General features: G+C 67.8%; 13 protein-coding genes and 2 pseudogenes. 10 read left to right on the forward strand and 5 right to left on the reverse strand.

Annotated features, from left to right (window positions below):
- The 4 genes and pseudogenes from AB0915_RS35485 to AB0915_RS35500 all read left to right on the forward strand — a co-directional run.
- The coding region (locus AB0915_RS35485; protein WP_366694993.1) for an ABC transporter ATP-binding protein at positions 1-480 on the forward strand (480 nt) is incomplete at its 5' end.
- 288 nt (positions 481-768) lie between these two features.
- Positions 769-2,814: a M4 family metallopeptidase gene (locus AB0915_RS35490; RefSeq protein ID WP_366694994.1), complete on the forward strand. Its 2,046-nt coding sequence runs from the start codon at positions 769-771 to the stop codon at positions 2,812-2,814.
- Between the two features lie 232 nt (positions 2,815-3,046).
- Positions 3,047-3,385 (forward strand): annotated as a pseudogene (locus tag AB0915_RS35495) (peptidase M4 family protein); the annotation flags it as partial.
- A gap of 53 nt (positions 3,386-3,438) precedes the next feature.
- Positions 3,439-3,861, forward strand: a complete 423-nt coding sequence (locus AB0915_RS35500) for a hypothetical protein (RefSeq protein ID WP_366695005.1) — start codon at positions 3,439-3,441, stop codon at positions 3,859-3,861.
- Between the two features lie 309 nt (positions 3,862-4,170).
- Here the strand turns inward: AB0915_RS35500 and AB0915_RS35505 are convergent, their stop codons facing one another.
- Both AB0915_RS35505 and AB0915_RS35510 read right to left on the reverse strand, forming a co-directional pair.
- Positions 4,171-4,491 carry a hypothetical protein gene (locus AB0915_RS35505; RefSeq protein ID WP_366694995.1) on the reverse strand — a complete coding sequence of 107 codons (321 nt, stop codon included), beginning with the start codon at positions 4,489-4,491 and terminating at the stop codon, positions 4,171-4,173.
- A gap of 133 nt (positions 4,492-4,624) precedes the next feature.
- Positions 4,625-4,822: pseudogene (locus tag AB0915_RS35510) on the reverse strand (aldehyde dehydrogenase family protein); the annotation flags it as partial.
- Between the two features lie 458 nt (positions 4,823-5,280).
- On the opposite strand from AB0915_RS35510, the gene AB0915_RS35515 reads away from it, so the two are divergent.
- Positions 5,281-5,889 (forward strand): DJ-1/PfpI family protein, encoded by a 609-nt coding sequence (locus tag AB0915_RS35515; RefSeq protein WP_366695004.1) that lies wholly within the window; start codon positions 5,281-5,283, stop codon positions 5,887-5,889.
- 419 nt (positions 5,890-6,308) lie between these two features.
- On the opposite strand, the gene AB0915_RS35520 is transcribed toward AB0915_RS35515, so the two are convergent.
- Both AB0915_RS35520 and AB0915_RS35525 read right to left on the reverse strand, forming a co-directional pair.
- Positions 6,309-7,040: a hypothetical protein gene (locus AB0915_RS35520; RefSeq protein WP_366694996.1), complete on the reverse strand. Its 732-nt coding sequence runs from the start codon at positions 7,038-7,040 to the stop codon at positions 6,309-6,311.
- Entirely contained in the window at positions 7,037-8,728 is a 1,692-nt protein-coding gene (locus AB0915_RS35525) for a cytochrome bc complex cytochrome b subunit (protein WP_366694997.1), read from the reverse strand. The genes AB0915_RS35520 and AB0915_RS35525 overlap by 4 nt, the downstream gene beginning before the upstream one ends.
- A 137-nt stretch (positions 8,729-8,865) precedes the next feature.
- Between AB0915_RS35525 and AB0915_RS35530 the strand changes: the two genes are divergently transcribed.
- Genes AB0915_RS35530 through AB0915_RS35545 form a run of 4 tightly spaced genes read left to right on the forward strand, consistent with a single transcriptional unit; the run spans position 8,866 to position 9,998 of the window.
- Positions 8,866-9,381: a hypothetical protein gene (locus tag AB0915_RS35530; protein ID WP_366694998.1), complete on the forward strand. Its 516-nt coding sequence runs from the start codon at positions 8,866-8,868 to the stop codon at positions 9,379-9,381.
- Between the two features lie 47 nt (positions 9,382-9,428).
- Entirely contained in the window at positions 9,429-9,602 is a 174-nt protein-coding gene (locus AB0915_RS35535; RefSeq protein ID WP_366694999.1) for a Tn3 family transposase, read from the forward strand.
- Positions 9,603-9,605: 3 nt separating this feature from the next.
- Positions 9,606-9,764 (forward strand): hypothetical protein, encoded by a 159-nt coding sequence (locus AB0915_RS35540; protein WP_366695000.1) that lies wholly within the window; start codon positions 9,606-9,608, stop codon positions 9,762-9,764.
- Complete coding sequence (locus AB0915_RS35545; protein ID WP_366695001.1) at positions 9,765-9,998, forward strand: hypothetical protein; 234 nt, start codon at positions 9,765-9,767, stop codon at positions 9,996-9,998.
- Positions 9,999-10,023: 25 nt separating this feature from the next.
- Here the strand turns inward: AB0915_RS35545 and AB0915_RS35550 are convergent, their stop codons facing one another.
- Positions 10,024-10,626: a TetR/AcrR family transcriptional regulator gene (locus AB0915_RS35550; RefSeq protein WP_366695002.1), complete on the reverse strand. Its 603-nt coding sequence runs from the start codon at positions 10,624-10,626 to the stop codon at positions 10,024-10,026.
- 85 nt (positions 10,627-10,711) lie between these two features.
- Between AB0915_RS35550 and AB0915_RS35555 the strand changes: the two genes are divergently transcribed.
- Positions 10,712-11,557 carry an NAD(P)H-binding protein gene (locus tag AB0915_RS35555; RefSeq protein ID WP_366695003.1) on the forward strand — a complete coding sequence of 282 codons (846 nt, stop codon included), beginning with the start codon at positions 10,712-10,714 and terminating at the stop codon, positions 11,555-11,557.
- Positions 11,558-11,872 lie beyond the last annotated feature (315 nt).

Genomic DNA, 11,872 nt, shown 5'->3' on the forward strand with positions numbered 1-11,872 from the left:
ATTGTCGCGTCCGGCCCGCGCCGCCGGGCCCCTGGGCGGGACAATCTGTGGGTCGCCGAGCCGTCCGCCACGGACGAGGAGCCGTGGGCGGCCCTCACCGCCGTCGGCGCCGACGACTGGGTGCGCGAGCTGCCCGAGGGTCTGGACACCGCGCTGGGCGAGGGCGGCCACCGTACGGACGGCTCCCAGGCCCAGCAACTGGCCCTGGCCCGGATGGTTCTGGCCGATCCGCACACCCTGATCCTCGACGAGGCGACGGCCCTCCTCGACCCGACTACCGCCCGCCGCACCGAACGCGCACTGACCGCCGTGCTGGAGGGCCGTACCGTCATCGCCATCGCGCACCGCCTGCACACCGCGCACGACGCTGACCGTGTGGCGGTGATGGAGGACGGCCGACTGACCGAGGTCGGGCCGCACGACAACCTGGTGGCGGCGGACGGGGCGGACGCGGCGCTGTGGCGCTCGTGGCACGGATGACGGACCGGCGGCGCCGACCCACTTCGGTGAACGGTTCGTACAGCGAACATGACCATCCGGCCAACGACCGATTCCAGCCAAGTTCTTGATGCGCACCTGACAGTTCACGCGTTCTCCTGTCAGGCTTCCCAAGGTCACTCCACAGCAGCCCCGCTGTGCCACCGCTGTGTCGTGGCTCATCACCTTCGTGCACCTGGTTCCGCGTTCCGCCTTGTTCTGCCCGGACGGTCACCCGCCGTCCGGCCCCCCTTGGCCGCGCGATCCGCGGCCACGCAGAAGGAGACAGTGTTGAGACGCAGTTCCTCTCGCAGACCCACCGCCCACGCCCCCTCCCGTCGTGCCGCGGTGGTCGCCCTCGTCGGCGTCTCCGCCCTGCTGGCCGCCGCCGTCCAGGCGGGCACCGCGAGCGCCGCCCCGGCCGGGCCCGCCCCGTCGAAGATCAACCCCGCCCACACGGCCGTGAAGCTCTCCCCCTCGCAGCGCGCCGAACTGATCCGCACCGCCGACGCGGCGAAGGCCGACACCGCCCGCGACATCGGCCTCGGCGCGCAGGAGAAGCTGGTCGTCAAGGACGTCGTCAAGGACGGCGACGGGACCGTCCACACGCGCTACGAGCGCACGTACGCCGGACTCCCCGTCCTCGGCGGCGACATGATCGTCGACACTACTTCGGCCGGGAAGACCAAGCAGGTCATCAGGGGCTCCAAGGCCACCATCAAGGTTGCCTCGCTCACACCCTCGATCGCCGCCTCGAAGGCGGAACAGCAGGCGCTGGCCGCCGCCAAGGACGCGGGTTCGACGCGGACCGATGCCGACGGCGCCCCCCGCAAGGTGATCTGGGCGGCGAGCGGCACGCCGGTTCTCGCGTACGAGACGGTGGTCGGCGGCCTCCAGGACGACGGCACCCCCAACCAGCTGCATGTCATCACCGACGCCTCCACCGGCAAGGAGCTCTACCGCTACCAGGGCATCCAGACCGGCACCGGCAACACCCGGTACAGCGGGCAGGTCCCCCTGACCACCACGCAGTCGGGGTCGACGTACACGATGACCGACGGCGCGCGCGGCGGCCACAAGACGTACAACCTCAACCACGGCTCGTCCGGAACCGGCACGCTGTTCTCGCAGACGAACGACACCTGGGGCGACGGCACCAACACGAACGCCGCCACCGCGGGCGCGGACGCGCACTACGGCGCCGCCGAGACCTGGGACTTCTACAAGAACACCTTCGGTCGCAGCGGCATCCGCAATGACGGCGTGGGCGCCTACTCCCGCACCCACTACGGCAACAACTACGTCAACGCCTTCTGGGACGACAGCTGCTTCTGCATGACCTACGGCGACGGCTCGGCCAACAACAACCCGCTGACCTCGATGGACGTCGCCGGCCACGAGATGAGCCACGGTGTCACCTCCGCCACCGCGAACCTCACCTACAGCGGCGAGTCCGGCGGGTTGAACGAGGCCACGTCCGACATCTTCGGCACCGGCGTGGAGTTCTACGCCAACAACGCCTCGGACCCCGGTGACTACCTCATCGGCGAGAAGATCAACATCAACGGCAACGGCACCCCGCTGCGCTACATGGACAAGCCCAGCAAGGACGGCGCCTCCCTCGACTACTGGACCTCCACCGCCGGAAACAAGGACGTGCACTACTCGTCCGGTATCGCCAACCACTTCTTCTACCTGCTCAGCGAGGGCAGCGGCGCCAAGGTCATCGACGGCGTCAGCTACGACTCGCCCACGGTGGACGGGCTTCCGGTCACCGGCATCGGCCGGGCCAAGGCGCTGCAGATCTGGTACCGGGCGCTGACCACCAAGTGGACCGCCTCCACCAACTACGCCGCGGCCCGCACCGGCACGCTCGCGGCGGCGGGTGAGCTGTACGGCACCTCCAGCCCCGAGTACAACGCGGTGATGGACGCCTGGGCGGCGGTCGCGGTCGGCTCGCGCTCCGGTGGCGGCGGCAACCCCGGCGGCACCGTGTTCGAGAACCAGTCCAACGTGTCGATCCCGGACGCCGGCCCGGCGGTCACCTCGCCGGTCACCGTCTCCGGGGTGAGCGGCAACGCCCCGTCGAACCTTCAGGTCACGGTCGACATCGTGCACACCTGGCGAGGTGACCTCCGGATCGACCTGGTCGCCCCGAACGGGACGTCGTACCGCTTGAAGAACAACAGCATCTCCGACTCGGCGGCCGACGTGCACCAGACCTACTCGGTCAACGCGTCCTCCGCCCCGGCCAACGGCACCTGGCAGCTGAAGGTCCAGGACATGTACGCCGGTGACACCGGGTACATCGATGGCTGGAAGTTGACCTTCCCGTAAAACCCTCCGCTAGGTCACTCGAACCTCGAGGACAGGGCGCCGTTCCGGAGATTGCGCATCCGGAACGGCGCCCGTTCATTGCGCCGAAACACCGATCAGGCAGACGACTTTCGGCCAACATCACCTCAGGGTTCTGACATGTACGCGACCTTGATGCCACGCTTCCACCGCACGGATCACCCGCACCGCAACTCACATCTTCCGCACGGCCCCCCATTCGTGCGGTCGCCCCGACGCCGCCACCGGCAAGAAGCTCCACGAGTACCAGGGCATCGAGACCGGCACCGGCAAGACCCTCTACTCCGGCACGGTCACCGTCGGCTCGTACCTGTCGGGCTCGACGTACCAGCTGTACGACACCACGCGAGGCGGCCACAAGACGTACAACCTCGCCCGCGGCACCTCCGGCACCGGCACGCTGGTCACCAACACCACCGACGTGTTCGGCACCGGAACGGCCTCCAGCTCCAGCACGGACCAGACGGCGGCCGCGGACGCCGCCTACGGCGCGCAGGCCACCTGGGACTTCTACAAGAGCACCTTCGGCCGCAACGGCATCAAGAACAACGGCTGAGCTCACCGGGCCCCTTCGCCGCCAAGTTCAGAGAACAGATCTGTGTCCGGATGAACCGCTACTCGGTCCCGGTCCGGCTGATCGGACGCACCGTCCGCGTCATGCTCCACGCATCCGAGCTCGTGGTCTACGACGGCCGCGAGGAAGTCGCCCGGCACGAACGGCTCATCGCCCGCAATGGAACCCTGCCCGACCGCCTGTTTTTCCTTGTTGTGCTGGGTGTCGTTCTCGTGGTGAACGGCTGCTCCAGTGGTTCGTCCGGCAAGCCCGGATCGCCGAACAGACCTACTGGCGAGACATCATCGAAGGGGCGGCCGGTGAATGATCCGGCCACCTATTCCGCGTGCATGCGCGCGCACGGCGTGCGGAATTTCCCGGACCCCGATCAATTCGGGAGCTTCCAGATAGGGGCGGAAGACGGGATCGACCCTGAGGCACCGCAGTACCGGGCAGCATACGAAGCCGGTCAGTGAGGTTTTCTCACTGACCGGCGGTGAGGAACAGAGCTCCGACTAGAACTGACAGGAAGATCTCGTAGCCGAGGACGATGCAGGCCAGGGCCAACACTCCCTTCTGCCACAGACGCGGTCCGCGGTAGGGAAGGAGCGGTGGCTGGTCCGAGGGTTGGAGCGCCGCTTCGGTCGGGGTCGTGCCAATCTCCGTGTGGGTGCGCCACCAGTGACGTAGTGTTTGGATCTTGGCTTCGAACTCCGAGCCCCAGAGCACGCGTCCGACACGCGGTACTGGCAATGGCGTTCGGCGACTGCTCGCTTCGAGGATGACTAGCCTGCGCCCGCCGCGGTGGCGCTCGACGGCGATCCCTTGAATCTCGTCCCAGGGAACCCATGGTAGGTCTGCTTGGCCAACTGCACCTTGCCACCGAGCTCGTGCAACGCCGACGCCAGCGTCTTGGCCTCGGCCTCCCACGCCTTGACGAATGCGTTCAGCGCCGACGCGGCGTCATTGCCGCCGACATCGTCGTACGAGTAGGTCGTGCGGGACTTGACGGCCGAGCTGACGCCGTCCATGTCCGTTCCGGCATCGTCGAGTTGCCGGGCTTGGCCGGTCATACCTGCCTTGATCTGGTAGCCGTCGAGGCCCACCGCGCCTCCCCCGTACGCATTCGATCGTGACCGCGGGCAGGCTAACACGCACTGCGTATACAAAGGATCGCATGTCAACCGCCACACACACCTCCTCCACATCACCCGCCCCACGGCACGCCTGGGCGCTCATCCCGGCCCAGGCAATCGGCTGCAACTCGCCGTAGGCGTGCAGCACGTAGGAGCTGACGCCGCGGCGCACCCCGCTCTTCCTCAAACCCCGAATTGGCGCCTTCACGTTGTGGCTGGCCGTGTTCACGCCGACGCCGCCTGCCCGCAGCCACGGGACTACGCGGAAGGCCGCCGTGCCCTGCCTCGCCACGATCGCGGCTCTGGTTCCGTGTATGCGCTGTGTCGGGACGTCATCCGTGCGAAGGCGTACTCAATGGGAGGCTCGGACCTTGGGGCGGGAGGAGCTGCGTTCTCCCTTTCAGGCAGCAAGTCCCTTGTAGCCACGATCGCGTTCGTCCCCATCACCAGGAGCCCCGACGTACCTGAGATCACTGTCCACCTGTATCTCGCCAGGCGGTCTCCTCGTCCGCCTGGAACTCGAACGCTGCGAAGGAGATCCGCGCTTACGAAGACGAGCACGATTGGGCTCGGGGGCGTGCTGGCCTGGCGGTTCGGCTCGGGGCGTTCAGCAAGCGGTTGGCTGTGGACGAGGTCGGTGCTGAAGGCATGAAACTGCGAGAGCGGGCGCAGGCACGCCATTGGCCGCCGATTGGCACTTACCCGGGGTCGGCGCACCTGAGAGGCTGGATGCCCGGACGCCATACTCAGGGAGTTGTGATGCAGGTAGCCGTGGTCACCTTCGACGGGTTCAACGAGCTCGACAGTTTCATCGCCTCAGCGCTGATCAACCGGTGCCGCAAAGACGGTCTGGAAGCCTTCATCACGACACCTGTGCCCGTGGTCACGTCGATGAACGGAGTCGAGGTGACCGGGCAGCGTCCGATGGAGTTCGTCACCGAGGCCGACGTCGTGCTGATCGGCAGCGGGGTGAAGACGCGCGACGTGGTCGCCGATGACCGGATGCTCGCCATGCTGCCGCTCGACCCGTCGCGGCAGCTGATCGGTTCGCAGTGCTCCGGCGCGCTGGTGCTCGCACGGCTCGGGTTGCTGGGCAGGATGCCGGCCTGCACGGATATGACGAGCCGGCCATATGTCGAGGCTTGCGACGTCACTGTGCTGGACGCGCCGTTCTACGCCGAGGGGAACATCGCCACGGCGGGCGGCTGCCTGGCCTCGCAGTACCTTGCCGCGTGGGTGATCACCCGGATGCTCGGGGAGGATGCCGCGCGCGCTGCTATCGGCTACGCGGCTCCGGTCGGCGAAGTCCAGGAGACTGTCGAGCGCGTGATGGGTACCGTCCACGCAGGCGAGGTCGCACTGCGCTGACACCCGCGATCAGCCCTCTGGGTCACTGGCGGTTACAGCGACGAGAGCGGGGCTTCGCCTCCCCGCAAGAAGGACCTGCGGTCAGCGCATCTGCTACTCGGGATCCTGCAGGCTCAAATCGGCACCGTGCCACGCGCTCTCGCCTTGGCCGGTATCGATCAGGCCGAACTGGCGGACCGCGTACAGCAGACGCTCAACAGCCAGGATCACTGACCACTGGAAACAGCTGACACGGCCAATTCGCCCCGCGGCCGTGCCCCAGGTCCTGTAGGCGTGCGAGCGCTACGTCCGTCCGCGGCCTCGGATGCGGCATCCGCGAGGTCCCGCTCCCGGGTCTCCCGGGCACGGGTCGGCTCGGTTCCGCCCGCCGCGCCCACGCCGTACGACGTCGGCAAGGGCGCGGCGCCGCGGCCCTCCGCTCAGCGAACCCGGCGTCTTGCGTGCCCGAGCTGTGAGCTTGTGACCGGTACCGGTTCGCCCCAGCGGATCCGACGTGTGTGGCGGGCTCCGAACCACCGGTGGGCGAGCCGGACAGCGGGCGGGAACAGCCGGCGGATCGCCAACTGTCGGTCGGGCGGGGTGTCATCGATGAGCCAGGCGCACAGTGCCACTCCGCTTCTGAGTCCGAGGGGGTGGCGTTGGGCGGCGTCGAAGTCCGCCCATTCACTGGTGGTGATGCAGGTCGCGACAAGCGGCAGGACGACCGACTGCTCGTAGTCGAGGTATGCCGTCAGTTCGGCGTCCAGCCGGGTCATGTACTCGGCCGTACGGCTCCCGGGCCCGCGGCCGGTCAGACAGTCGTCGACGGTCGCCGCGAGGAGGGTGACACGGCGACGTGCCTGTGCCATCTCGGCCGCAGTGCGCTCGGGGCCGGGACCGGAAAGGTTCCTGCCGAGCAGGACCTGCCGCAGCACGTCGGCGTCGGCGTCGAGGTAGGTGGTGAGGTAGCGCAGGAAGTCGATCCAGCCCAAGGTGGCGACCGGAACGCAGGTACGCGACCAGGTGACGAGCCGGCACAGGTCTCTGCGCAGGGCGCCGTGGACGGCGTGGACCAGCAGGAGGTCGATCCGCGGATCACGGGCAGGACCGTCGTCGAGTGGACCCCTGGGCGCGGTCGAGCGTATGTCGAGGCCTCTCGGGTCGGGTCTCATGCGTGCGGCCGGTGTTCGGCGGAGGTCTCGCCGCGGTGGTCCAGAGACGGGGCGCCGACCAGGGCCTGTGCAGCGGTCGGCTTGCGGATCTGGTCGGCGAAGTACCAGCGGGACAGGCGGACACGCAGCCGCTGTCCGGGGGTGGCTTTGCGGGTGACGCCGTTGTCGTCCACGGGCGGTGGGAGTTCGAGGGGCTCGTACTGCTCGTGGGCGGTCAGGGTGTGGCGCGCCGCGGGGTCCAGGGGTTCGTGGCGTTCGACGAACCCGCCGCTCGGGAGTTTCTTGATGATGCCGGTTTCTCGACCGTGGAGGACCTTGTCACGGTCGCGGAGTTGCAAGCCTTTGCACCAGCGCACGGTGACCATGTAGGCGAGTACCGGAGCGATGAAGAAGGCGACGCGTCCCGCCCAGGTGATCGTGTTGATCGACAGGTGGAGGTGGGTGGCGAGGATGTCGTTGCCGCCGCACGCCCACAGCACGCCGTAGGCCGCGATCCAGGCGGCCCCGAGTCCGGTGCGGACCGGCATGTTCCGCGGCCTGTCCAGGAGATGGTGTTCGCGTGTGTCGCCGGTGATCCACGCCTCGATCCACGGGTACGCACCGAGCAGGGTGAACAAGATGCCCGGGACGATCACGGCGGGGATCAGGAGACTGAAGCTGATGGTGTGGCCGAAGGCGGTCCATTCCCAGTCGGGCATGATGCGCAGGGATCCCTCCAGGAACCCGAGGTACCAGTCGGGTTGGGATCCCGCGGCGACCCGCTCCGGTCTGTACGGCCCGTACGACCAGATCGGGTTGATCTGGGCCAGGCCGCCGAGCACAGCGGTGGTGCCGAAGATGAGGAAGAAGAAGCCGCCGGCCTTGGCGACGTAGACCGGCATGAGCGGCTGGCCGACGACGTTGCGTTCGGTGCGCCCAGGTCCGGGGAACTGCGTGTGCTTGTGGTAGAAGACGTAGATGAGGTGGACTGTCACCAGACCGACCATGAGGGCGGGCACCAGCAGGACGTGCACGGTGAACAGCCGCGGGATGGCGTCGTCGCCCGGGAACTGCCCGCCGAAGAAGAAGAATTGGAGATAGGTCCCGACCACGGGGATCGCAAGGACAACGCCGTCAGCGATGCGCAGACCGGTGCCGGAGAGCAGGTCGTCGGGGAGTGAGTACCCGGCGAAGCCGTTGAGCATCGCCAGCACCAGCAGGAGGAACCCGAAGAGCCAGTTGATCTCGCGCGGTTTGCGGAACGATCCGGTGAAGAAGTGTCGGAACATGTGCACGAACAAGGCCGCGATGAAGATCAGCGCCGCCCAGTGATGGACCTGACGGATCAACAATCCGCCGCGGACGTCGAAGCTGATGTCCAGCGTCGAGGCGTACGCCTGCGACATGTGAACACCCTGCAGTGGCACGTGGGAGCCGTCGTAGACGACCTCCTGTGCGCTGGGATGGAAGAACAACGTCAGGTAGACGCCGGTCAACAGCAGCGTGATGAAGCTGTAGAGCGCGACCTCACCCAGCATGAAGGACCAGTGGTCCGGAAAAACCTTCCGGATGTACTTTCCGCCGAGCCGGTAGATCCCCAATCTCTCGTCGAGCGCGTCGGCGATGCGCACGCCCTTGCTGTCCCGGACGGATATGCCGGCAGGCTCTGCTCCGTTGCCGACCTTGGCGGTCGATTCCTGTGCACTCATGCGAGGCGCACCTCTCCTCTCTCTCCCACATCCTCGGCACGAGGACGGCTGATCCCGTCCGAGGAGGTCCATGCGAGTTGCCCCACATCTCAGACGAGACAGCCCGGCGGAATGTGACGTGCCCGCGAATGACGTGCGTGGTCGACGACGTGGCCGGGTACGTGGACGGAATCGTCCGCGTACGCCCAGGGCATCGGTTGCAGTCGTCCGAGGCACCCCTGGGTGACCCGGGAGGCACGGTCCGCGAGGTCGTCTACCCGGCGATTTCCGGCGGCGAGCAGACGCTGCGGGAGCTGGTGCACGAGTTCAAGACCCGCGACCCGGTGTACCGGCGCACTGTGCAGACGACGCTGAAGGCGTCGTACACCAACCACTACCGGCGCGGGCTGATCAAGCTGCTGGACGTGCAGGTCTTCATCGACGAGCTGCGCGAGCAGATGACCACCGAACTGACGCTGCTGAATGACCGGTTGCCCACGATGGCGTGGTTGGACATCGCCGAGCGCAAGTCCGGCGCGATCCGGCTGATGCCGGCGGAGGCCCGGCCCGAGCCGCGCAACCTGCGCAGGATCAAGGCCGAGGTACAGCGGCGGCGGGGAATCGTGCCGCTGATCGACGTGCTCAAGGAAGCGGTGCTGCGTACCGGCTCCTGAACGCGGTCACCTCCGTCTGCGGCGGCGGCAGCCTCTCGGCGGAGGTCTTGGCCGAACGCCCACTCCTGGTGATCTACGCCTACGGCACGAACACCGGGATCAAGGCCGTCGCCTCCGGCGGCCACGGCCACACCGAGGACGAACTGCGCTACGTGCGCCGCCGGTACCTGTCCGTGGAGGCCGCCCGCGCCATCGCCATCGCCATCGCCATCGCCATCTAGATCATGAACGCCACTTTCGCGGCCCGCAGCACCGAGTTGTGGGGTCAGGGCTCGACCGCAGTGATCGCGTATGGCAAGGGCAGGGAGATTGCCTCGAACCGGCACGAAGAGCAGGAGATGTTCGTCCTGTGTCTGCGCAACCTCCCATCCGCCCTGGTCTAGGTGAACACCCTGATGCTCCAGGACATCCTCAGCGAGCCGGGGTGGGCCGACCTCCTCACGCCCGCCGACCGGCGCGGCCTGACCCCGCTGTTCTGGTCCCATGTGCGCCCGTACGGTGAGGTGACCCTCGACATGGCTGCCCGCCTGGTCCTCGACGCAGCCCATATGCCCGGCCCTCGTAGTCCGGAGGAGCCGGACGACCGGGAACCGGCCAGGGAGCATACGGGCACGTGAGCCTGACCAATGCTCGGTCGCCGGGTCAGGGGGTCTGGCCGGGAGCCTTCAGGGAGTCGAGCCAGCTGAGGAGGCGGGCTCCCTCGCGGGTCATGATCTCAGGGTCGCGCAGGGCGTTGGCCAGGAGCGACATGCCCTGATAGGCGGAGACGAGGGTGACGGCGAGTCCGTCCGGATCGGGCAGGCCGAGGAGACGGAACTGGTCTCCGGCCCAGTCCAGCAGCCGCCGGATCACTGCGCCGGCCTCCGCGTCGAGGCTCCCGTCGGCACGCTTGTCGAGTTCGACGGCCAGAGTGCCGGTGGGGCATCCGTAGCGGGCGGCGACGTCGCGCTGGTCGACCCAGGCTTTGATCAGGGCCTTGAGGCGGTCACGCGGGTCGGGCACTTGGTCCAGTCGGCCAGTGAGTTCGTCCAGGTGTGCGCCATGCTCGGACAATGCGGCCTCGACCAGTTCGTCCTTGGTCTTGAAGTAGTAGTAGACGTTCCCGACAGGGACGTCGGCCGCGCGCGCGATGTCAGCGAGGGTGGTCCGTTCGACGCCCTGCTCGTGCAAGACCCGGGCCGCAGCCGTCGTGAGCCGTCGGCGCTTCCCGGATGCCCGCGTCTGCGGTTTTGCTGAGTCAGTCACCCAACTAACTATAGACAAACGCCGGTGGAGCTGTGCTAGCGTCACCCGAGTAAGTCAGTCAACTAACTTAGATACGGGGATTGCAATGATCGTAGCGACGGGTGCGACCGGCAACATCGGGCGGACGCTGGTGCCGCTGCTGGCCGAGGCGGGCGAGGAGGTCATGGCCGTCTCGCGACGTCCGCAGCTCACGGGACTCCCCGCCGGGGTCCGGCACGCCCAGGCCGACGTCGGGAACTCCGCGAGCATGCGGCCGGCCCTCGAAGATGCAGGCGCCCTCTTCATCCTTCTGGGCGGCGAACTCAACGGCCAGGGCGAGAGCCCTGACGCGCTGCTGGACGTGGCCAAGGAAGCCGGGGTGAATCGGGTCGTCCTGCTCTCCTCGCAGATCAACTCCACCCGCCCCGAGGCCCTCTCACACACCCGCCTGCGCGAGTTCGAGGCTGCCGTGCGCGCGTCAGGACTGGACTTCACCATCCTGCGCCCGGGCGGCTTCGCCTCCAACGCCTTCGCCTGGGCCGAGTCAGTCCGCACGAAGCGCACGGTTTTCGCCCCGTTCGGTGATGTGGCACTGCCCGCCATCGACCCGGCGGACATCGCCGCGGTCGCCGCGGCTGCCCTGCGCGAGGACGGCCACGCGGGCCGTACTTATGAGCTGACCGGCCCCGAGGCAGTCAGTCCGCGCCAGCAGGCCGCGGTGCTCTCTGAGGCCCTGGGTGAGGAGGTGACCTTCGTGGAGCTGTCGCGCGAGGACGCCCACACCCACATGGCGCAATTCATGCCGGAGGAGGTCATCGACGGCACCCTGGACCTCCTCGGTGTCCCGCTGCCAGCCGAGCAGAAGATCAGCTCCGACGTGGAGAACGTCCTCCGCCGCCCGGCCAGCCCCTTCGGCAAGTGGGTCGCGCGCAACCTGCCGACCTTCCGGTAGAACCCGTCTTGGGCGCACTGGCCGCATAACGTCTTCGAGGCCTGGCCAACATGGGCCGATCGTTACTGAAGAGCGACGCGGTGCGCTGGGTTCGGGGTCTGTGTGACAGTGGCCACGAGGATTTCCCCCAGGGACGACTCGTTGCGGATGTGACGTTCAGTGACCGGCCTCGGTGGGGTTGGCCAGGGCGAGTGGGATTCAGGTCTAGGGCGTGTTTCGAAAGTAGCGTCGTCCGCCCGTAGGGCGGGCCTGGCGGCGTCCGGTGCGTGCGATCGCAAGGCGGAGGCTCGCCCCGATACTGGGCGTATCGGGGCG

Source organism: Streptomyces sp. NPDC048411, from assembly GCF_040704695.1.
Taxonomy (GTDB): Bacteria; Actinomycetota; Actinomycetes; order Streptomycetales; family Streptomycetaceae; genus Streptomyces.